Source organism: Nocardia sp. NPDC005746 (assembly GCF_040630785.1).
Taxonomy (GTDB): domain Bacteria; phylum Actinomycetota; class Actinomycetes; order Mycobacteriales; family Mycobacteriaceae; genus Nocardia.
Map to the genome: position 1 here is coordinate 75,013 of NZ_JBEXYE010000002.1, position 22,421 is coordinate 97,433.

The 22,421-nt window shown below is 71.3% G+C and carries 12 protein-coding genes; 8 read left to right on the top strand and 4 right to left on the bottom strand.

Annotation, left to right across the window (positions count from 1 at the left end; genetic code table 11):
* Positions 1-60: 60 nt before the first annotated feature.
* The 4 genes from ABZ412_RS04165 to ABZ412_RS04180 all read left to right on the top strand — a co-directional run bounded on the left by ABZ412_RS04165 (position 61) and on the right by ABZ412_RS04180 (position 16,474).
* A complete protein-coding gene (locus tag ABZ412_RS04165; RefSeq protein ID WP_357276128.1) occupies positions 61-13,758 on the top strand; it encodes an amino acid adenylation domain-containing protein in 13,698 nt (4,565 codons plus the stop codon).
* Positions 13,755-14,747, top strand: a complete 993-nt coding sequence (locus tag ABZ412_RS04170) for an ATP-binding cassette domain-containing protein (protein WP_357276130.1) — start codon at positions 13,755-13,757, stop codon at positions 14,745-14,747. Before ABZ412_RS04165 ends, ABZ412_RS04170 begins: the two co-directional genes overlap by 4 nt.
* A gap of 110 nt (positions 14,748-14,857) precedes the next feature.
* Positions 14,858-15,640 carry an ABC transporter permease gene (locus ABZ412_RS04175; RefSeq protein ID WP_357085957.1) on the top strand — a complete coding sequence of 261 codons (783 nt, stop codon included), beginning with the start codon at positions 14,858-14,860 and terminating at the stop codon, positions 15,638-15,640.
* A gap of 87 nt (positions 15,641-15,727) precedes the next feature.
* Positions 15,728-16,474 (top strand): helix-turn-helix transcriptional regulator, encoded by a 747-nt coding sequence (locus tag ABZ412_RS04180; protein ID WP_357277121.1) that lies wholly within the window; start codon positions 15,728-15,730, stop codon positions 16,472-16,474.
* A gap of 68 nt (positions 16,475-16,542) precedes the next feature.
* Here ABZ412_RS04180 and ABZ412_RS04185 read toward each other — a convergent pair whose 3' ends face one another.
* The gene (locus ABZ412_RS04185) at positions 16,543-16,878 is read right to left on the bottom strand and encodes an RNA polymerase-binding protein RbpA (RefSeq protein ID WP_213555785.1); all 336 of its coding nucleotides are present in this window, start codon (positions 16,876-16,878) and stop codon (positions 16,543-16,545) included.
* 196 nt (positions 16,879-17,074) lie between these two features.
* Here ABZ412_RS04185 and ABZ412_RS04190 point away from each other — a divergent pair, with 196 nt between their 5' ends.
* Positions 17,075-17,401 carry a hypothetical protein gene (locus ABZ412_RS04190; RefSeq protein ID WP_033086730.1) on the top strand — a complete coding sequence of 109 codons (327 nt, stop codon included), beginning with the start codon at positions 17,075-17,077 and terminating at the stop codon, positions 17,399-17,401.
* On the opposite strand, the gene ABZ412_RS04195 is transcribed toward ABZ412_RS04190, so the two are convergent.
* Positions 17,352-18,395, bottom strand: coding sequence for a hypothetical protein (locus ABZ412_RS04195; RefSeq protein ID WP_357276133.1), 1,044 nt, complete (start codon positions 18,393-18,395; stop codon positions 17,352-17,354). The two genes, ABZ412_RS04190 and ABZ412_RS04195, sit on opposite strands and share 50 nt — an antisense overlap.
* Positions 18,396-18,588: 193 nt before the next feature.
* A complete protein-coding gene (locus tag ABZ412_RS04200) occupies positions 18,589-19,296 on the bottom strand; it encodes a M23 family metallopeptidase (protein ID WP_357276135.1) in 708 nt (235 codons plus the stop codon).
* Positions 19,297-19,478: 182 nt separating this feature from the next.
* Between ABZ412_RS04200 and ABZ412_RS04205 the strand changes: the two genes are divergently transcribed.
* Positions 19,479-19,805: a metalloregulator ArsR/SmtB family transcription factor gene (locus ABZ412_RS04205; RefSeq protein ID WP_357276138.1), complete on the top strand. Its 327-nt coding sequence runs from the start codon at positions 19,479-19,481 to the stop codon at positions 19,803-19,805.
* Between the two features lie 98 nt (positions 19,806-19,903).
* The gene (locus ABZ412_RS04210; protein WP_357276140.1) at positions 19,904-20,815 is read left to right on the top strand and encodes an EamA family transporter; all 912 of its coding nucleotides are present in this window, start codon (positions 19,904-19,906) and stop codon (positions 20,813-20,815) included.
* On the opposite strand, the gene ABZ412_RS04215 is transcribed toward ABZ412_RS04210, so the two are convergent.
* Positions 20,812-21,801, bottom strand: a complete 990-nt coding sequence (locus tag ABZ412_RS04215; protein ID WP_357276143.1) for a glycosyltransferase family 9 protein — start codon at positions 21,799-21,801, stop codon at positions 20,812-20,814. The genes ABZ412_RS04210 and ABZ412_RS04215 overlap by 4 nt on opposite strands.
* Positions 21,802-22,007: 206 nt before the next feature.
* Here ABZ412_RS04215 and ABZ412_RS04220 point away from each other — a divergent pair, with 206 nt between their 5' ends.
* On the top strand, positions 22,008-22,358 hold the full coding sequence (locus ABZ412_RS04220) for a hypothetical protein (RefSeq protein WP_357276146.1): 351 nt from the start codon (positions 22,008-22,010) through the stop codon (positions 22,356-22,358).
* Positions 22,359-22,421 lie beyond the last annotated feature (63 nt).

Sequence of the window (22,421 nt, forward strand, 5' to 3'; positions counted from 1 at the left end):
TTGTGATCACTCTTTCGGGGCTCGGGGAGTTGCGTCTACAGCGTCAGAACGGAGTGTTTGATGAGTTCATTGGCCACCGACCGTGTCGACCAATGTTCTTCGGGTGAATTCTCGGCCCAACCTTTCGTGCTCTCCCCGGCGCAGACAGCCCTCTGGTACGCCCAGCGGATCAGGCCAGACATCCCCCTCACCATCGCGCAGTTCGTCGAGATCCACGGCGACCTCGATGTCGGCCGCCTGCTCTACGCCATCGAACGCTTCGGCGCCGAGAGCGAGGTCGGCCACGTCCGCCTGCTCGAGATCGACGGCGTCCCGCACCAGGTGGTCGACCTCAACCGGCGCCCCGGCTGGGCCCGGGTCGACCTGCGCGGCGAGCCGGACCCGCGCGCCGCGGCCCACGCCTGGATGAACGAGCACGCCAGCTCGCCCATCGACATCGAGCGCGACCCGCTCACCACCAATGTGGTGATCCAGATCGGCGATGCCGACTGGATCTGGTACACCCGCGGCCACCACATCGTGATCGACGGCTACGGCGCCATGAACGCCACCACCCGCGCCGCCGAGATCTACACCGCGCTCGAGGATCACACCGAACCGACGGTCTCCCGCGCCACGCCGCTGGCCACCATCTACGGCGACGAGAACCGCTACCGCGACACCACCCGCTTCGTCTCCGACTGCGACTACTGGCGCGCCCAGCTCGCCGGCGTCGGCGAACCCCTCACGCTGTCGGCCAACGGCACCGTCGCCCCGATCTCCGACGCCGGTCGCCGCAGCGCCACCGCGGTGCTCACGCCCGAGGTCGAGGCCGCTATCGAGGCCGCCGCCACCGCATTCGGCTCCAACACCTCCGCGCTGTTCGTCGCCGCCCTGGCCGGCTACGTGCGCGCGGTCACCGGCACCCAGGACGTGGTGCTCAGCCTGCCCGTCTCCGCGCGCACCACGGTGGCGTTGCGGCGTTCGGCGGGCGTGGTGTCGAACGTGGTGCCCATCCGCGTGCAGTTCACCGGCGCCGAGACCGTCGCCGACACCGTGCGCGCCGTCGAGTTGCAGATCACCGGCGCGCTGCGCCACCAGCGCTACCGCAGCGACGACATCCGCCGCGACTGCGGCTACTCACGCGATTCGCGCGGCTTCTTCGGGCCCATGGTCAACCTCATGCTCTTCCACAGCGAGCTGAAGTTCGGCAGCCTGATGGGCTCGATCAACGTGCTGTCCACCGGCCCGGTCGAGGACCTCTCGATCAACCTCTACAACGGCCTGGGCGACCGCACCCACATCGACTTCGAGGCCAACCCGCGCCTCTACGGCGACGCCGAACTGTCCATGCACCACGGCCGGTTCCTGGACTACCTGGGCCGATTCGTCTCCGCCGCACCCGAATCCGTGGTCGTGGACATGCCGGTACTCACCGACGTCGAACGCGACCGCGTCCTGCGTGAATGGAATTCGACCGAGGTCGCCCGCCAGGAGGGCACCCTGGCCGGGCTGTTCGCCGACCGGGCAGCCATGTCCGCCGACCGGATCGCACTGGATTTCGAGGGCGAGACCCTCACCTACGGCGCGCTCGACGAGCGCGCCAACCGCCTCGCGCGCGAACTCGTCGCGCGCGGCGCGGGCCCCGACACCCTGGTCGGCCTGGCCATGCGCCGCAGCCTCGACCTGCTGGTCGGCATGTACGCCGTCGTCAAGGCGGGCGCGGCCTACCTGCCCATCGATTCCGACCACCCGGCCCACCGCATCGCCGCCGTGCTCGAGCAGGGCCGGCCGCTGTGCGTGCTCACCACCGCCGCCGACGGCGTCGAACTGCCCGATCTCGCACCGCGATTCGACATCGACACCGCTGATCTGTCCGCCCACTCCGGCCGACCGGTCACCGACGCCGACCGCACCGCCCCGCTGCGCGCCGACCACCTGGCGTACGTCATCTTCACCTCCGGCTCCACCGGCAAGCCCAAGGGCGTCGGCGTCAGCCACGCCGCCATCGTGAACCGGCTGCGCTGGATGCAGCACGCCTACCCGCTCGACACCTCCGACGTCGTGCTGCAGAAGACCCCCGCCACCTTCGACGTGTCGGTGTGGGAGTTCTTCTGGCCCTTGCAGATCGGCGCCCGCCTGGTCATCGCCGCCCCCGACGGCCACCGCGACCCGGCCTACCTGGCCCGAGTCATCGCCGAGAAGGGCGTCACCACGGCCCATTTCGTGCCGTCCATGCTGTCGGTGTTCCTCACCGACACCGAGGTGAGCGGCTGCACCGGCCTGGTACGGGTGTTCTGCAGCGGTGAGGCGCTGCCCGCCGCCACCGTCGCCGAATTCCACGCCGCCCTGGGCACCGGACCCGAAGCGCCGCAACTGCACAACCTCTACGGACCCACCGAGGCCGCCGTCGACGTCACCGCCTGGCACTGCACGCCCGGCAGCACCGACGTGCCGATCGGCGCGCCCGTCTGGAACACCCACACCTACGTCCTCGACGCCCGCCTGCAGCCCGTCGCCCCCGGCGTGGTCGGCGAGCTGTACCTGGCGGGCGTGCAGCTGGCCCGCGGCTACCTGGGCCGCGCCGCCCTCACCGGCGACCGGTTCGTGGCCAACCCGTTCACCCCCGGCGCCCGCATGTACCGCACCGGCGACCTGGTGCGCTGGCGCGGCAGCGGCCACTCCGGCGTACTGGAGTACCTGGGCCGCAGCGACTTCCAGGTCAAGGTGCGCGGCCTGCGCATCGAACTCGGCGACATCGAGGCCGCCCTGCTCGCCGACCCCCGGGTCGCGCGCGCGGTGTGCGTCGCCCGCCGCGGCCGCGGCGGCGACGAACTGGTCGGCTACGCGGTCGCCGGCCCCGGCGTCGAGGTGCTGGACCCCATCGAGCTCACCGCCGGGCTGCGCCGCACCCTGCCCGGCTACATGGTGCCCTCGGTCGTGATGGTCATCGACGAACTACCGTTGAGCGCCAACGGCAAGGTGGATCGCAAGGCGCTGCCCGAGCCGGACGCGGGGGCCCGACGGCCCGACCGACCCGTGGCCGAGCCCAGCACCGATATGGAACGCCAGCTCCTCGCCATCTTCGCCGAGGTGCTCGGCACCGACGAACTCGACGTCCAGGACAGCTTCTTCGACCTGGGCGGCAACTCGCTGACCGCGGCCCGCGCCATGGCGCGCGTCAATGCCGCGCTCGGCGTCTCGCTCACCATTCGCGACCTGTTCGAAACCTCCACCGTGGCCGCGCTCGCCGCCCGGCTCTCCGCCGCGCGGCTAGACGGGACCGCGCGCCCCGAGCCGCTGCTGACGGCCGGGCCACGGCCGCAGCAGATTCCGCTGTCCCTGGCCCAGCAGCGGCTGTGGATCCTCAACCGGTTCGCCGAGCACGCGGCCGCCTACAATATGCCGTTCGCGGTGAAACTGACCGGGCCGCTGGACATTCCGGCCCTGCGCGCCGGACTGGTGGACGTGCTGGAACGGCACGAGAGCCTGCGCACCACCTTCCCCGACACCCCCGACGGGCCCTGCCAGCTCATCCACCCGGCGGCCGAGATCCCGCTCACCCTCGACCCCATCGACGCCGACGCGGACGCCGACGCCGTCGCGCTGGCCACCGAATTCGCCGGGTACGGTTTCGACCTGCGCAGTCAGGCCCCCGTGCGGGTGGCGTTGTACCGCACCGGCCCGGACACCCACCTGCTGCTGGTGGTGCTGCACCACATCAGCGGTGATGGCTGGTCGATCGACCCGCTCACCCGCGACCTGATGACCGCGGTCGCCGCCCGCGCCCGGGGCGAGGCCCCGGTGTGGACGCCGCTGCCGGTGCAGTACGCCGATTTCGCGCTGTGGCAACGGGAACTGCTCGGCGACGAAGCCGATCCGGCCAGCGCCCTGGCCCGGCAGCTGGCCTACTGGCGTGCCGCCCTCGCCGACCTGCCCGACCAGCTGGACCTGCCCCTGGACCGTCCGCGTCCGCGGCAGCGGTCCACCGACGGCGGGACCGTCGAATTCACCATCCCCGCCGCGGTCCGCCGCGCCCTGGCCACCGTCGCCCACGACCGCGGCGTCAGCACGTTCATGGTGTTGCACGCCGCGCTGGCCGTGGTGCTCTCGCGCCTGTGCAACACCGCCGACATCGCCATCGGCACGCCGATCGCCGGGCGCAGCGATCCCGCGCTCGACGACCTGGTCGGTATGTTCGTCAACACCCTGGTGCTGCGCACCCGGGTGGATCCGGCCGCCGGATTCGACCGCATGCTCACCGAGGTCCGCGACACCGACCTCAACGCCTTCGCCAATGCCGACGTGCCGTTCGAGCGGCTCGTCGAGGTGGTCAACCCGGAGCGGTCCGCGTCCCGGCACCCGCTGTTCCAGGTCATGCTGTCCTACGACAACGGGCCCGAGACGCGCGTCGACCTGCCCGGCGTGGACAGCGAAGTGGTGCCGATGGCCACCGACATCGCCAAGTTCGACCTGCAGCTGACCGTGCACGACCCGGCTGGGGCCCCGGCCGAGGACGCCGGGATGTCGGCCGAATTCGGTTACGCCGCCGATGTTTTCGACCACGCCACGGTCGCGGCCATCGCCCGCCGCTTCGGTGCGCTGCTGGCCGCCGCGGTCACCGAACCCGCGCTGCCGGTCGGCGATCTGCCACTGCTGGACGTGCGCGAGACCGCGAGACTGGTGCCCATCATGGGTGCGCCCGGCGAACCCGCCATCACCCTGGCGCGGCTGCTCACCGACACCGCCGAACGCGTCCCCGACGCGGTGGCCGTGCGCTACCTGGGCGAGGACACCACCTACCGCGAACTCGACGAACGCTCGAACCGCTTGGCGCGGGTGCTGATCGAGCACGGCGCCGGGCCCGAGGTGGTCGTCGCCGTCGCGCTGCCGCGCAGCCTCGACAGCATCCTCGCGGTGTGGTCGGTCGCCAAGACCGGCGCCGCCTACGTGCCCATCGACCCCGACTACCCGTCGGACCGCATCGCCCACATGCTCGCCGACTCCGGGGCCATGCTCGGTATCACCAATGCCGAACGGCGCGCGGACATGCCGACCACCTGGCCCGGCAACCGGGGGCGGCACCGCAAGAGCTACGTGGACTGGCTGCTGCTCGGCTCCGAACAGCTCGGCACGGAATGCGCGCAGTTCCCCGACACCGCGGTCACCGACATCGAACGGCACCACCCGCTGCGCACCGGTGGCCCGGCCTACCTCATCTACACCTCCGGCTCCACCGGCAAGCCCAAGGCCGTGGTGGTCACCAACGCGGGCATCGCCTCGCTGGCGCACGAGCAGATGCACCTGTTCAAGGTCACCGATTCGGCTCGCACCCTGCACTTCTCGTCGCCCAGCTTCGACGCCTCGGTGCTGGAGCTGCTGCTCGGCTTCGCGGCCGGCGCCACCATCGTGGTCGCGCCGGCGGGCGTCTTCGGCGGTGAGGAGCTCGCGCGCATCCTGCGCGAGGAGCACGTGACGCACGCGTTCGTCACCCCCGCCGCCCTGGGCACCGTACCCGCCGCCGACCTGCCCGAACTCGAGGCCGTCATCGTCGGCGGCGAGGCCTGCCCCGAGGACCTGGTGACGGTGTGGACCGCGCCGGAATCGCGGCCCGGGAAGCCCGCCCGGCGCATGCACAACATGTACGGCCCGTCCGAGGCCACCGTCGCCGCCACCGCCACCGGACCCATGGTGGCCGGGCAGCCGGTGCCGATCGGCCTGCCCGTGCGCGGAATGCGGCTGTTCGTGCTCGACGGCCGCCTGCACCCGGTGCCGCCGGGCGTGGCGGGGGAGCTGTACCTGTCCGGCCCCGGCCTGGCGCGCGGCTACCTGGGCCGGCACGCCCTGACCGCGCAACGCTTCCCGGCCAACCCGCACGGCCGCCGCGGCGAACGCATGTACCGCACCGGCGATCTGGTGGTCGCCGACGACGCCGGGCAGCTGCGCTTCCTGGGCCGCGCCGACGATCAGATCAAGATCCGCGGCTTCCGCATCGAACTCGCCGAGATCGACCACGTGCTCGCCGCGCACCCGGGCGTCACGTTCGCGCTCACCCTCGTCCACCACGACGAGCGCGGAATCCCGCGCCTGGTCTCCTATCTCACCGCCGACACCGCCCTCGACGCGGCCCAGGTGCTCGGCACCGCGCGCGGACGGCTGCCCGGCTACATGGTGCCCTCGGCGCTGACCGTGCTCGACGCCATGCCCGTCACCCCGTCGGGCAAGCTGGACCGCAAGGCGCTGCCCGCGCCCGAGTTCATGGCCGCCGCGGCCTCCCGCGCTCCGGAAACCGAACTGGAACAGCAGGTCGCGCTGGCGTTCGGCTCGATCCTGGGCGGGATCGCGCCCGGCGTGGACGACAACTTCTTCGAGATCGGCGGCAACTCGCTGCTGGCGACCCGCCTCACCGCGGCCCTGTACGCCGAATTCGGGGTGGAGCTGCCGGTGCGCGACATCTTCGAGTCGCCCACCGTGGCCGGGGTGGCCGTACGTCTGGCGGCTGTCACTACTCCCGGCTTCGCGGGTGCGCCCCGGGCGCAGCGTGTCGCGCTGGCTGTGCACTCGCCGCGCCCGGAGCGCGTACCACTGTCGCTGCCGCAACAGCGACTGTGGTTCCTCAACAGATATTCCCCCGAATCCAGTGCTTACAACATCGCATTCGTGCTGCGGATCGACGGCGATCCGGACATCGACGCCCTGCGGGCCGCTCTGGCCGACGTGGTCGAACGCCACGAGGTGCTGCGCACCGTCTTCCCTGAGGACGAGCAGGGCGCCTACCAGGTCGTCCTCGACACCGCGGGCTGCCTTCCGGTGCCCGAGGTCGTCGAGACCGACGATGTCGGCGCCCGCAATGCGCTGCGCTCGCTGGCCCGGCGCGGCTTCGATCTGGCGCACGAGATCCCGCTGCACATGGCGTTGCTGCGCACCGGAACCCGCCGGCACCTGATCGGCATCGCGCTGCACCACATCGCCGCCGACGGCTGGTCGCTGGGCCCGCTGACCCAGGACCTGGCCATCGCCTACGCCGCCCGCCACGGCGGCGTGGCCCCCGCGTGGACGCCGCTGCCGGTGCAGTACGCCGACTTCAGCCTGTGGCAGCGCGAGATCCTGGGCGCCGACACCGACGCCGAGAGCGCCGCCGCCGCGCAGCTCGCCTACTGGCGGGCCGCCCTGGCCGACCTGCCCGAGGAACTGCCGTTGCCCTACGACCGGCCCCGTCCGGCCGAACCCACCGGCCGGGCCGGGACGGTGCGGTTCGAGGTGCCGGAAGCCTTGCAGCGCAGGCTCGCCGAGGTCGCGCGGGCGCACGGCGTCAGCCTGTTCATGGTGCTGCACTCCACCCTCGCCGTCATGCTGCGGGTGGTCACCGGTGGCCGCGACATCGTCATCGGCACCCCGATCGCCGGGCGCTCCGATACCCGCCTCGACGACCTGGTCGGCATGTTCGTCAACACGCTGATCCTGCGTTCGGACGTGGACCCCGACCACACCTTCGCCGAACTGCTGCAGGCCGACCGCGACACCGAACTGGCCGCCATGGCCAACGCCGAGGTGCCCTACGAGCGGGTCGTAGAGGAACTGCAGTCCGGCGAGGACCGGCACCGCCGGTTCGGTGCGAGCCCGCTGCTGCAGGTGGCGCTGAGCGTGCAGGACACCCCGGCGCCCGTGCTGCGGCTGCCCGGACTGTCGCTGCACGCCGAGGAACTCGACATCGCGTTGGCCAAGTTCGATCTGGAACTGCGGGTGCTGCCCGGCCTCGCCGCCGACGAACGCGTCTTCGAATTCATCTACGCCGCCGAGCTGTTCGAGCAGCAGACGGTGACCGTCCTGGCAGAACGCCTGGTCCAGGTGTTCGAGGCCGTCACCGGTGACGCGCAGGTGCGGGTCCGCGACATCGACGCGCGCACCGAACTCGAGCGCGAGATGTTCACCCCCGCCTGGGGTCCGGTGCCCGAACCGCAGTGCAGCCTGGCCGCCTACTTCGCGGCCACCGCGCACCTCAACGCGGACCGGGTGTTCCTGCGTCTCGACGAGACCGAACTGACCTACCGCGAAGCCGACATCTACTCGAACCGCCTGGCGCGGGCCCTGATCGATCGCGGCCTGGGCCCCGGCGACCGGGTCGCGCTCGGCCTGACCCGCTCGATGGAATCGGTCCTGGCGGCACTGTCCGTCACCAAGTGCGGCGCCGCGTTCGTCCCGGTGGACCCGAACTATCCGGCGGATCGGGTGCGGCACATGCTCTCCGACTCCGGCTGCCGGGTCGGCATCAGCATGACCGAGCACGCGGACGCGCTGCACACCGCCGCCGGGGAGCACCCGGTGGACTGGCTGCTGCTCGACGACCCCGAGCTGCTCGAAGTGCTCGAGGTGCTCGACGAGACCGCGATCACCGACGCCGACCGCACCGCCACCCTGTGGACGGGGGACCTCGCCTACATCGTCTACACCTCCGGTTCGACCGGAAAACCCAAGGGCGTGGCCGTCACCCACGGCGGCCTGTCCAACTTCGCCGACGAGATCCGCGAGCGCATGCGGGTCGAACGGGACTCGCGGGCCATGCATTTCGCGTCCCCGAGCTTCGACGCCGCCATACTCGACCTGCTACTGGCGATCGGGGCCGGCGCGACCATGATCATCGTCCCGCCCGACGTGTACGGCGGCGACGAACTGGCCTCGCTCATGGACCGCGAACAGGTCAGCCACACCTTCATGACCCCGGCCGCGCTGGCCACCATCGACCGTGAGCGCTGGCCGCTGCCGCACCTGCGGTCGGTCATGGTCGGCGGCGAGGCCTGCGGTCCGGAACTGGTGGCGCGCTGGGCTCCCGGCCGCATGATGTTCAACGGCTACGGGCCCACCGAGACCACCGTCGTCGCCACCATCGCCGGACCGCTGGCGGTCGGGGAGCCGATCACCATCGGCAAGCTGGTGCGCGGCGCGCGGGCCCTGGTCCTCGACGAACGCCTGCGGGCGGTCCCGGTCGGCGTCCCCGGCGAGCTGTACCTGGGCGGACAGGGTTGCGCGCGTGGCTATCTCGAACGGTTCGAGCTGACCGCGGCCCGCTTCGTGGCCGACCCGTACGGGCCGCCCGGATCACGGATCTACCGCACCGGTGACGTGGTGCGCTGGAGCGCCGACGGCGACATCGTCTACCTGGGTCGCACCGACCACCAGGTGAAGGTGCGCGGCTTCCGCATCGAGCTCGGCGAGATCGACGGCGTGCTCACCGCGCATCCCGCGATCCGCTTCGCGCACACCGAGGTCCGCGAGATCGCGGGCGTGCGGCGCATCGTGTCGTTCGTGCTGCCCGCCGACGGCGGCACGCCCGACCTCGAGCAGCTGCGCGGCCACTGCGCCGGACACCTGCCCGCGCATATGGTTCCGAGTTCGCTCACCGTGCTCGACCGCATTCCGCTCACCCCGGTCGGCAAGCTGGACCGCGACGCGCTGCCGCCGCCCGCGGCGCCGCTCGCCTCGGTCTCGCGCGCACCGGAGACCGACACCGAGCGCCTGGTCGCCGAGGTGATCGGGGAACTGGTCGGTGCGCCGGGGATCGGCGCGGACGACAGCTTCTTCGAGGTCGGCGGAAACTCGCTGCTGGCCACCCAATTGGTGGCCCGGCTGGCCACCGCCACCGGGGTGCGGCTCGAGGTGCGGGCCGTGTTCGCCGCCCCGACCGTGGCCGGTCTCGCGGCCGCACTGGATGCCGGTTCCGCCTCGGACGACCTGCGCCCGGAACCGCGCCGGCGCACCCGTCCCGAGCGGATCCCGCTCTCGGCGGCGCAGCGCCGGCTGTGGTTCCTGGAGAAGTTCAACGCCTCCGTGGAGAACGGGGAAGCGCTGGGCGCCTACAACGTTCCGGTCGCCCTGCGCCTGCACGGCGAACTGAACGTCGCGGCCCTGCGCGCGGCCCTGCGCGAGGTGCAGGAACGGCACGAGACGTTGCGCACCGTGTTCCCCGAGATCGACGGCGAACCGTGCCAGCAGATCCTGGAACCGGGCGAGGCCACCGTCGGGCTGCCGATCCGGACCGTGACCGAGGCCGAGGTGCCGGGCGAGATCCGCCGGGTCACCGCCGGCGGCTTCGACCTGGCCACCAGCGTGCCGCTGCGCGCGGCCCTGCTGCGGCTGCCGGGCGACCAGACCGAGCACGTGCTGGTGCTGGTCGTGCACCACATCGCCATGGACGGCTGGTCGCTGCAACCGCTCGCGGCCGACGTGGCCGCCGCCTACCGGGCGCACGTCGCCAAGCAGGCCCCCGAATGGCCCGAACTGCCCATCCAGTACGCCGATTACACGCTGTGGCAGCAGGATGTGCTGGGCCGTGAGGACGATCCGGAATCGGTGATCAGCGGCCAGCTCGGCTACTGGCGGCGCGCCCTGGACGGTCTGCCCGAGCTGCTCGCGGTGCCGTCGGACCGGCCGCGCCCGCCCGCCCCGACCTATCGCGGCGGCACGGTGGAATGCGGGCTGGACCCGTTCACCCACCGCGAATTGCAGGCGCTGGCAGCCGAACACGGCGTCACCATGTTCATGGTGCTGCACGCCGCACTGGCGGCACTGTTGCATCGACTGACCGCGGGCGACGACATCGCCGTGGGCACACCCATCGCCGGACGCGGCCACCCCGCGCTGGACCGGCTGGTCGGCATGTTCGTCGGAACCCTGGTGCTGCGCACCAGCATCGACGGCGGCACCAGCTTCGCCGATCTGCTGCGCACGGTCCGCGACACCGACCTGGAGGCGTTCGCGCACGCCGACGTCCCGTTCGAGCGACTGGTCGAGGTGCTCAACCCGGTCCGCTCGCAGGCGCATCACCCGATGTTCCAGGTGATGCTGTCGGTGCAGAACCAGCCGGTGCGGGTGCTCGAACTGCCGGGCCTGCGCATCGAGGCCGACGACGCCGACCCCGGCATCGCCAAGTTCGACCTGCAGTTCACCCTCACCGAATCCTGGACCGCGGCACGCGAACCCGACGGCATCACCGTCTCGGTCAACTACGCCGCCGACCTCTTCGACGAGGACACCGCCCAGGGACTGGCCCAGCGGTTCGTGCGGCTGCTCGGCGCGGCCGCCGGGCACCCGGGCACCGCGATCGGTGATCTCGACCTGCTCGACGCCGCCGAGTGGACGGCCCTGGCGCCGGTGCGCGGCGCGGAACCCGGTCTGCCGATCACCTTCCCGGAGGTGTTCGAGGCCGCCGCCAACCTGAACCGGGCCGCCATCGCGGTCCGCTCGGCGGGCACCCAGATCTCCTACGACGCCCTCGACCGCTGGACCAACCGGCTCGCCCGGGTCCTGATCGGTTACGGCGTCGGACCGGAAACCCTGGTCGCCATGGGCATTCCGCGGTCGGCCGAATCGGTGGCGGTGACCCTCGCCATCGCCAAGGCCGGCGCCGCGTTCGTGCCCGTCGACCCCGGGTATCCGGAGCAGCGGATCAGCCACATGCTGCTGGATTCCGGTGCGGCCGTGGGCATCACCCTGTCCACACACCGCGGGCGCATGCCCGACGGCGCCAACTGGACCGTGCTGGACGCGCCGTCGTTCCGGCGTCGCGTGCTGGCCACCTCCGACGCGCCCATCCGTGACAGCGAGCGGACCTCGCCGCTGCGCATGGACAACCCGGCGTACGTCATCTACACCTCCGGGTCCACGGGCATCCCGAAGGGCGTCGTCGTCACCCACGGCGGCCTGTCCAACTTCGCCGCCGAGACCGCGCAGCGGTTCGACGTCGGACCCGGCTGCCGCGTGCTGCACTTCGCCACACCGAGTTTCGACGCCGCTATGCTCGACCTGCTGTTCGCCCTCGGCGGCGCCGCGACCCTCGTCATCACCCCACCTGGCGTGGTCGGCGGCGAGGAGCTGGGGAAGGTGTTCGCCGACGAGGGCATCACCCACGCCTTCATCACCACCTCGGCGCTCGGGACCGTCGACCCGGCGGGCGCGACCGCGCTGCGGCACGTCCTGGTCGGCGGCGAGGCGTTGCCGCCGGACCTGGTCACCCGGTGGGCTCCCGGCCGCAAGCTGTACAACGTGTACGGGCCGACGGAAACCACCATCGTCACGGTGATCTCGCAGCCCTTGACGCCCGGCGGGCCGATCACCATCGGCGGACCCATCCGCGGTGTCGGCGCGACCGTCCTGGACGTGCGCCTGCACCCGGCCCCGGCCGGAGTCACCGGTGAACTGCACCTGGCGGGCGCGGCCCTGGCCCGCGGCTACCTGCGCCGCCCGGGCCTGACCGCGCAGCGGTTCGTGGCCAACCCGTTCGGCAAGCCGGGCGCCCGCATGTACCGCACCGGCGACCTGGTCCGCTGGCTCGAACGCGACGGCAGCGCACGGGATCTGGACTACGTGGGCCGCACCGACCATCAGGTCAAGATCCGCGGCTTCCGCATCGAGCTCGGCGAGATCGACGCGGCGCTGGCCAAGCACCCGGCGGTGGAGTTCGCGACCACCATCGGCCACCGCACCACGGCCGGGTCCACCGCGCTGGTGGCCTACGTGAAGCCGCGCACTGGGACCGCGCCCACCCCGGCCGAACTCACCGCGCACATGGCCGCGTTGGTGCCCAACTACATGGTGCCGCAGTCGATCATGCTGCTGGACCGGGTGCCGCTGTCGCCGGTCGGCAAACTGGACCGGAAGGCGTTGCCGGAACCGGTGTTCGCGGCCCGCGAGGGCTACCGGGCGCCGACCGGCCCGATCGAGACGGCCCTGTGCGCGGCCTTCGCGGACGTGCTCGGCCTCGGCGCGGAGCGCCAGGTCGGCGTGGACGACGGGTTCTTCGAACTCGGCGGCAACTCGCTGCTGGCCACCAAGGTGGTCGCGCAGTTGCGGGCCGCCGGGATCGACCTGCCCGTGCAGGCCATGTTCGGAGAATCCACGCCGGCCGCCATCGCCGCCCGCCTGTCCTCGGCCGAGGGCGACGTCGGGGCGGCGCTGAGCGCGGCGCTCGGCGCGGTGCTGCCGCTGCGCCCGAGCACGGATTCGACGGTGCCGCCGCTGTTCTGCGTACATCCGGCGATCGGCCTGTCCTGGTGCTTCGCCGGACTGCTGTCGCACCTGCCGCCCGAACGGCCGGTGTACGGCCTGCAGGCGCCGCACGTGGCGGGCGAGGAAAGCCACCGGACCATCGCCGAAGCCGCGAAATACTATGTGGCGCACATGAAATCGGTGCAGCCGGAGGGTCCTTACCATGTGCTGGGCTGGTCGCTGGGCGGGCTCATCGCCCACGAGGTGGCGGTGCAGCTGCAGGAGGGCGGCGACGAGGTGGCGCTGCTCGGCATGATGGACAGCTACCAGCTCTCCGACCGGTGGCTCGAGCAGGCCATGCCGACGGTGGCCTCGATCATCGCCGAATTCGGATCCGACCTGCTCGGCGGTGACGCCGACATCGATCCGCGCCTGACCCTGCAGGAGGCGGCCGAACTGCTGCGCGGCCGCTCCGGGCCGTTCGCGGCGCTCACGATCGAACACCTGGAACGGCTCTACACCGGTTACGAGAACGGCACGGCCCAGGCGCACGGCTTCCGGCCGCGGGTCTTCGACGGCGACCTGGTGTTCTTCACCGCCGCCGACGACGAGATCAACCGGGCGGACCCGGCGCGCTGCGCCGCGGCCTGGCAGTCCCACGTCACCGGCGTGGTGCACGACCAGCTGGTGCGCTGCACGCACGCCGGCATGACCACGCCGGAATCCCTCGCCGTCATCGGGCCGGTGCTGCGGGAACAGCTGGCGGAGATCGAAGCCCGGCGGGAGGGAACGCGATGAGTCTGGCCGTGGAAGTCCAAGGGCTGGTGAAGTATTACGGCAAGGTCCGGGTGCTGGACGGGATCGATCTGGAGATCCCGAGCGGCACCGTGATGGGACTGCTCGGGCCCAACGGCGCGGGCAAGACCACCACCGTGCGCATCGTCACCACCCTCTTACGCCCGAGCTCCGGCTCGGTGCAGGTGGCGGGCGTGGACGTGCTGAAGCATCCGGCCCGCGCCCGCACCCGGATCGGTCTGTCGGGTCAGTACGCGGCCATCGACGCCAATCTGTCCGGCTTCGAGAACCTGCGCATGGTGGCCCGGCTGTACGGCATGAACCACAAGAAGGCCACCGACCGCGCCACCGAGCTCTTGTCGGCGCTGGGCCTCGACCACGCGGCCGGGCGCCGGGCGGGCACCTACTCCGGCGGTATGGCGCGGCGCCTCGACCTCGCCGGGGCGCTGGTGTGCAGACCCCCGGTGGTGGTGCTCGACGAGCCCACCACCGGGCTGGATCCCCGTGGGCGACTGGACATGTGGCGCGTCATCGGCGAACTCGTCGACGACGGCACCACCGTGCTGCTCACCACCCAGTACCTGGAAGAGGCCGACCTGCTGGCCGACCGCATCACCGTCATCGACCGCGGGCGCGTCATCGCCCGCGGGTCGGCCGACGAACTCAAGACCTCCATCGGCGGCGACAAACTCACCGTCACCCTGGCCGCCGGCCAGAATCCCGCCCCCGCCCGCCGTGTGCTGGCCGGGGTCGGCATCGGTGAACCCGAGTACGACGAGTCGACCGACGGGCTGACCGTGGTGGTGAGCGACGGCACCCGCACCATGGTCGAAGCTCTGCGCCGCCTCGACGACGTCGGTGTGCACGTGCTCGACGCGACCGTGCACCGGCCCAGCCTCGACGACGTATTCCTGTCTCTCACCGGCAAATCCGCCGACCGCACGATCGATGTGCCCGCCACCGAGTCAGTTCAAGAGGAGATCCTGTCGTGACGACCCTGCCCGCCGACCCGGAAGCGCCTCCGGGCGAGGAGACAGCGGCCACCGCCGAGCAGCGGAACGTCCGCCCGGCCGGTGAGGGGCCCGCCATCCTGTTACCGCGGGTGGTGCGCGACAGCGCCATCGTCGCCTATCGCAACCTGATCACCATCCTGCGCGTGCCGACCCTGCTGGTGACCGCCACCATCCAGCCGCTGATGTTCGTGTTCCTGTTCGCCTACATCTTCGGCGCGTCCCTGGGCGGCAGCCAGTATCGGGAGTTCCTGCTCGCCGGAATCTTCACGCAGACAGTCGCTTTCAACGCGGCGTTCACCACCGTCGGCCTGGCGAACGACCTGCACAAGGGCATCATCGACCGGATGCGGACACTGCCCATGTCGCGGCTGGCGGTGCTGATGGGCCGCACCCTGTCCGACCTGGTGGTCAATATCCTGGCGCTCGCGGTCATGGTGGCGTGCGGGTACGTGGTCGGCTGGCGGATCAACGGGGCGATCATGGACGCGGTGCTGGCGTTCGCCGTCATCCTGCTGTTCGCCTTCGCCATGTCGTGGGTGGGCGCGATCACCGGGCTCATGTCGCCGAGTGTCGAGGTGGCCCAGAGTGCCGGGCTCATCTGGCTTTTCCCGCTGACCTTCATCTCCTCGGCGTTCATCTCCGGGGAGACGCTGCCGGGTCCGCTGCGGACGGTGGCCGCCTGGAATCCGATCACCGCGGTGTCGGCGGCCGGGCGCAAACTGTTCGGCAACGGGTCACCGCCCTCGTTCACCCCGGCCACCGGCTGGGCCGCCGACCACTGCGTCGAGTACTCGATCCTGTGCTCGGTGGGCATCCTGGCGATCGCGGTGCCGCTGGCCCTGGTGCAGTACCGCAAGGTCGCCAGTCACTGAGCGGGCTGGGCCTGCGCCCCCGACCCGGTCCGGACCCTGTTCGACGCCACCCGGGGCGCCCCCGAGGCCAGCGCCCGCTATCGCGACATCCTCGCCCCGCTCGGCATGGGCGACGAACTGCGCGCCGCGCTGCGGACGGGGGCGAGCTGCTGGGGTGTGCTGTGCCTGCACCGGGAGCCCTCGCCGGAGGGCTTCCGCGCCGACGAGGTCGGGTTCGTGCACGCCATGACCGCGCATCTGGCCGAGGGTCTGCGCGCGGCGGTACTGCTGTCGGAGGTGGAGACAGGTGCGGACGGGCAGCCCCCGCCCGGCCTGCTGCTGCTCGACGACGCCGGGACCGTGCTGGCCCGCACCCCCGAGGCGAGCGTTCTCCTGGCCGAGCTCGCCGACCAACCCGCGCGCGAGACGCTGCCGCAGGCGATCGTGGCGGTCGCCGTGCGCTTGCGCAGTCTGGAACTGGATCCGAATTCGCCTGCGGTGCCCCGTGTTCGACTGCGCACCCGGTCGGGTCGCTGGCTGGTGGCCCACGCCTCCCGGCTGCACACCGATCCGGGCGCGGACCCCGAGGGACCCATCGCGGTCATCCTCGAACCGGCCCGCGCCCCGCAGATCGCGCCGCTGAAACTGGCCGCTTACCCGCTGACCCCGCGCGAACACCAGATCGCGGCCCTGGTCCTGGCGGGCAATTCGACCCGGCGGATCGCCGACGCGTTGGTGGTCTCACCGCTGACGGTGCAGCAGCACCTGAAGTCGATCTTCGAGAAGTCCGGGGTGCGCAGCCGCCGCGATCTGGTCGCCAATCTGCTTGCCGCCCAGTACGGCCCACCTCACTGACCCCCGACACAGAACGGGTCCCCCGCACCGGTGGTGCGGGGGACCCGTGTCGTCGTGTCGCTGTGCGGCTAGCCGCGGCGGCGGGACTTGATCAAGTCCATGCGCTCCTGCAGCAGCTCCTCGAGCTCTTCCTTGCTGCGACGCTCGAGCAGCATGTCCCAGTGGGTGCGGGGCGGCTTGACCTTCTTGGGCTCCTGGGTGGTGCCCTCCATGAGCGTGCCCTCCTGGCCGTTGCGGCACAGCCAGGTGGGGGGGATTTCGGCGTCGTCGGCGAACGGGACGTCGAATTCCTCGCCGTTGTCGGTGCGGTACCGCGCCATCCGACGCGGCGCCAGGTCGTGGTCGCGGTCGGTCTCGTAGCTCACCGCTCCGAGCCGAGACCCCCGGAGTACGCGATCTGCCATGAGTGCGGTCCCTTCTCGCCTGTCGGCAATGTTCTACTTCAGTGTTTCTGCAGCTGCGGTACGTAGTGTCAACGTAGCCACGCACGTTTCGGTTCCCGTGGGGAGAACCCTGCCATCCTACCCGTGCGGGTCGCCCGGTTTGCTGCGGCGTGCCACTGCACCCGGTCGGGGCCGGAAACCGCTATTGTCTCGGACCATGTCTCGACGCGTGCTGTCCTGCTGCCAGTGGTGCGGGCGGGAGATCGCCGAATCGGAGATCGGACGCCGCCGCCGGTACTGCCGGCAATCGTGTCGCCAGCGGGCGTACGAGCATCGGAACAGTGTGAAGGGCACCGGTATTCCCGAGGATTCGGTGGTCCTGAGCGCCCAGGAGGTGTCGGATCTGTCCGACCGCTGGTTCGCCGCCCGCTGTGCCGCCGAGGATGTGGCCACCGCGGTCTCCGAGGGCGCGGAGATGATCGAACTCGCCGATCTCACCGCGACTTTGGTGGCGTTGACCCGCGAGGCCGAACGGCTGCGCTGACCCCGCCGGTGCGTCCGCTCAGCGCGTACACAATCGCGATTCCCGCGGCCGTGACGGCGGCGACAAGGCCGAGCGCGGTGAGGGTTTCGGCATCGGGCGAGGTCACGGGCTGCCCGCGCAGCGCCTGCCACAGCAGCGTCGCCACCAGGCCGGTGTAGCCGAGCGCGAGCACCCCGATCAGCCGGGCGCGGGTGCGTTCGGCGCGCAGCCACCCCACGGTGGGGGCGAGGCGGGTCAGCACGATGGCGGCGATGATGAGCAGCTGGATGCCGTGCAGGCCCGCGAAGTGCGCGATCCGCACGTCACCACCGTTCGTGCTCCAGTGCGTGATCGGCACGGTCGCGATACCGTCGCGGACCGCGTCGGACTGCCCGTGCCCGACGGTGTGGCCCGCGACCAGGGTGACCGGGCGTCCGGAGGCGTCGGTGGTCTGCTGCTTGCCGCTGTATCCCATCAGGTAGCCCAGCGCCATTCCGAACACCGCGATTCCCAGGCCCGCGCGGATGGCCATCGAGGTGGGCCGGTCGGTGACGCGCTGCCACGAAAGGGTCACCGCGATCACCAGATTCGCCAGGAACAGGCCCGGCACGCCGATCATGAACACCTTCTGGCCGATGGTGTTGAACGCGTCGGTCTGGGTGTTGAAGTGGCTGAAGGTGCCGCGCGCGGCCTGCACCACGACGAATCCGACATCGGCGACGGCGGTGCCGGCGAAGACGGTACCCATCCACCAGGTCAGGCGCTGCCCGCGGTGCGGGAAGGACACCAGCCAGGCCAGGGTGCCGCAGTACAGGACCATGGCTATGGCGAACTTGAGGGGTTTGAGCCACACCGTCTCGCCGAGCAGCACGCGGTCGTCGAAGACCATGGCGCACAGGGAGAACAGGGCCAGGGCGGCCATGGCGGCGGTGGTGGCGAGCAGGGGCCGGTGCAGTCGGCGGGCGGGGGCGAGGTCGGTGAGCGGCGCGAGCGTCGGGCGATCGAGCGTGGTCATGGGGCTGACGGTAGGTTCGCGATCCGCTGGTTCACGTCCCCCGGCGGTGGTGTGGCGACCCCGTACCCGGGTATGAGAAACGGCCCCAGCGGTAGCGCCGGGGCCGTTCTCCATCGTGCGGACGACGTTGTCGCACAAACCGATCCGTGCACCCCTCATCGGTGCTCGGAGGGGTTGGGGGGTTGGGGTGGGTCTAATCCGCGGGGGCGAACCCGAAGTCGACGCCGCGGCCGGCCAGCCAGCCGATCGGGTCGATGGGCGCGCCGGGGGCGGTGTGCACCTCGTAGTGCAGGTGCGGGCCGGTGGAGTAGCCGCGGCTGCCGACGGTGGCGAGCACGTCGCCGGCGCGCAGCTGCTGGCCGACGCCGACCAGGATGTCCTGCATGTGGCCGTAGACGCCGATGGTGCCGTCGTCCTGCTGCACACGCACCCACAGGCCGAAGCCGGAGGCGGGGCCGGCCTCGATCACGGTACCGTCGGTGATGGCGCGGATCGGGGTGCCGAAGCCGTCGCCGAAGTCGATGCCGGCGTGCATGGCGCCCCAGCGGATGCCGAAGCCGGAGGTCAGCGGGCCGTCGACGGGTCGCACGGTGGCCGGGCGCGGTGCCGGGATGCCGGGCAGCGGCGGCAGCGGGATGTTGAGGCCGTTGAGGTAGTCCAGCACCTCCTGCGGCACGATCTGCGGCTGCTGAGCCTCGCGCGGGGTGAAGGCGGTGAACTGGATGTCGTCGGCGGCGGAGGCGTTGGCGATGGCCACGGGGTCGTGGGCGGCATCGGGGCCGGTGGCGGCGAGGGCGGCCATGGACGCGCCGACGAGGGCGGTCACGGCTGCGGCGCGGGTCGCGGCTGCTCGGTATCGGCCGGTTCCCCAGAAGCGGGATAACGAATCGGTTACGGGCATGTCTCGAAGCTACGAGATCTCAGCTTGCGTTCAGAAACCCTGTTGCTACCGTCACATTGGTACAAAAGCCCAGTTCGATGATTACGAGTCGATAACGACACGCGAGTAATTCTGTGATGACGTTGGATTGTCCCGATAACGCGTGTATTGACCGTTGATCGACTTGGCGGCACACTATGTAAGTGCCCACTAACGGAGTGAAGGTGATCGGCGCGCTCGCCGACGACACCCGGCGCGCGGTCTTCGAGTCCCTGCCGCAGGGCCCGAAGGCGGTCGGGGAGATCGCCGAGGCCCTGGGCGTGACCAGCTCGGCGGTCTCGCAGCATCTGAAGGTGCTGCGCGAGGCCCGCCTGGTGATGATGCGCCCGCAGGGCAACCGCCGCCTGTACTCCCTGGACCCGCGCGGCCTGGCCGATGCCCGCGACTATCTCGAACAGTTCTGGCCCAGCGCCATCGCCGCCTACTCGGCCGCCCTGTCGGAGGCGAAGGCCGCGCCGGAAGGGGAGTAGCCGGTCGGGTCCGCGCATCGACGCGATGGTGTTCCCCAGGCCGGGACCGTGCGGACGTGCCGCGGTCTGCCCGCTCGAGCGGGCGATACGGTGTCGAGGTGGGTACGTCGGTCGGAGTGCAGCGGCAACGCCGCGCGGGTCTGCCCGGCTGGTCGGTCCCGCTGGTCTTCATCGTCAGCGGGGTGTCGCTGTACGCGGGCGCGGCGATCGGCGTGCGGTTGTTCGACACGGTCGAGCCCGCGACGGTGGCCTGGTTGCGGGCCGCGGCGGCCGGGGTGGCGCTGCTGATCTGGCGGCGGCCGTGGCGCTCGCGCTGGACGCGGCGCGCGGTGCTGGTGGCCTCGGGATTCGGGGTGGTCACCCTCGGTATGAACATCGCCTTCTATGAGGCGATCGCGCGGATTCCTCTCGGTACCGCGGTGGCCATCGAGTTCCTGGGTCCGATCGCGGTGGCGGCGCTGGGTTCACGCCGGGCCCGCGATCTGTTGGCCGTCGCGCTCGTGGCGGCCGGTGTCTTCCTGCTGGCGGGGGTGTCGTCGGAGGCCGGGCCCGGCGGTGTCGGGTTCGCGGTGCTGGCGGGTGTGTTGTGGGCGGGCTACATCCTGCTGGGTAAGCGGGTGGCCGATACGGGTTCGGGGATGGACGCGCTGGCGATCGGGACGACGGTGTCGGCGATCGCGCTGGCTCCGATCCTGGTGACCCGCCAATGTGTGCTCGCCCCGGCCGTTTTCGCCGATCCGCGCACCTGGCTGCTGGGTGTGGGCGTCGGGGTGTTGTCGAGCGCGGTGCCCTATGCCCTGGACCAGGTGGTGTTGCGCCGGGTGGGCCGCGCCCGGTTCGCGCTGTTGCTGGCCTTGCTGCCCGCGACGGCGGCGGTGATCGGGGCGGTGGCGCTGGCCCAGCGGCCCGGTGCGGCGGAGCTGGCCGGGATCGGGTTGGTGATGGCGGCGTTGAGTATCAGTGCCGGGCAACGGGATCCGCGGGTCCCGGCCACCGATTCGGGGGCCTAGCCGACGCGCCGGTAGGCCTGCTGGGCGCGGCGGTCGAGGCCGGTGCCGGGCCAGGGGCGTTTGCGCAGTTGCTTGTCGACGGCGTTGATCACCTCGGGGACACCGATCTTCAGCAGTCCGGGGTCGATGGCGTCGGCGTCCGGGTCGCCGGACTGCCCGGCCCACAGCACAGCGTGGCGGCCCAGCAGGTGCGGAGGCGGGCCGCTGCGGCTGGGCGGGTTGGGTCCGAACAGCTGCACGGTACGGGTGCCGAAGGCGGCGGCCAGGTGGGCGACGCCGGTGTCGCCGCACACCACGAGCGCGGCTTCGGCGACGGTGGCGGCCAGTTCGATGAGGTTCTGCTGTCCTGCGAGGACTCGCGCCGGTGAGAGTCCCGCGCGGGAGGCGACGCCGAACGCGGTCTCGCGTTCGGATTCGTCGCCGGTCAGCACGACTTCGCGGTCCTGCACCAGCAGGTGCCGGACCACCGCGGCGAACCGGTCGGCCGGCCAGCGGCGGGCGGGTGCGCCCGCGCCGATGTGGACGACCACGGCGTCGCGGTGGCTGGTGGTGGCCACCGGCGGCACCAGGCCGAGGTTGCGGCGGTCGGCGGCGATGCCGTCGTATTCGAGGAGATGGCACCAGCGGTCCACGTCGTGCAGGTCGGGTTCCCAGGCGGGGCCGGCGAGGTCGGGGAAGGCCGGATTGCGGTAGGACAGAATGCGTTCGGGGCGGGTGCGCGAGAGTTCCACGATGCCGTCGGCGCCGGGGCCGTTGAGGTTGACCGCGAGCGCGGGGGCGGGACCGTCCCAGCGCAGCCCGACGGGGTCGCTGACCGGGATCATCTCGTCGACGCAGGCGATGAGGTCGACGATCGGTTTGAGGCGGTGGGGTGCGGCGAGTGCAATGTGGTCACCGGGCCGGGCCCGGCGCAACGCGCGCAACGCGGGAACCGCGGTGAGCAGGTCACCGAGTCCACGTGCTCGCAGCACTAGTACAACCGCCACTGAAACCTCTCCTAGCCGGCCACGCTGCCCACGACGCCTGATCCACCACGTGCGGGGACCATCGGGTGAGGACTACCCGGCCTGTCCGAGGGCGAAACCCTCGGACCGGTCCGCACGGACAGTTGGTGCCGCCGTGTCCGATTCGCGAAAAATCGCGGGTACTACCGGCTGTCGTTGTGGGGTTCCGATCGACTACCGTGACACCCATGACCTTCGTCTACAACCTCATGGTGACGGCTCATCTGCTGGGTATGGCGGCCGTGGTCGGCGGGTACGCCGCCGCGCAGCCGCGAGTGTCGGAACTGATGGTGTGGGGCGCGCGCGTGATGGTCCTCACCGGCGTGATCCTGGTGGGCATGGCCGAGTCGATCGACTCGCTGCACAAGGACCCGAACATGGCGAAGATCATCACCAAGCTGGTGGTGGCCGTGGCGGTGGCCGCGTTCGCCGAGATGGGTCGCGCGGACGCCAAGCGCGGCAAGGAGGTGGCGTGGATGACCCACGCCGCGGGTGGCCTGGCGATCCTGAACGTCCTGATCGCCGCCCTGTGGAAGTGACCCCCGCGAGAGGGCCTGCTGCACAGGACCTTGGATGACGGCGATGCCGCATCGGGTGCGTAG

Coding starts and splice junctions, on each gene's coding strand:
- ABZ412_RS04165 (WP_357276128.1), top strand. CDS start 61: ATGAGTTCATTGGCCACCGACCGTGTCGACCAATGTTCTTCGGGTGAA.
- ABZ412_RS04170 (WP_357276130.1), top strand. CDS start 13,755: ATGAGTCTGGCCGTGGAAGTCCAAGGGCTGGTGAAGTATTACGGCAAG.
- ABZ412_RS04185 (WP_213555785.1), bottom strand. CDS start 16,878: ATGGCAGATCGCGTACTCCGGGGGTCTCGGCTCGGAGCGGTGAGCTAC.
- ABZ412_RS04190 (WP_033086730.1), top strand. CDS start 17,075: ATGTCTCGACGCGTGCTGTCCTGCTGCCAGTGGTGCGGGCGGGAGATC.
- ABZ412_RS04195 (WP_357276133.1), bottom strand. CDS start 18,395: ATGACCACGCTCGATCGCCCGACGCTCGCGCCGCTCACCGACCTCGCC.
- ABZ412_RS04200 (WP_357276135.1), bottom strand. CDS start 19,296: ATGCCCGTAACCGATTCGTTATCCCGCTTCTGGGGAACCGGCCGATAC.
- ABZ412_RS04220 (WP_357276146.1), top strand. CDS start 22,008: ATGACCTTCGTCTACAACCTCATGGTGACGGCTCATCTGCTGGGTATG.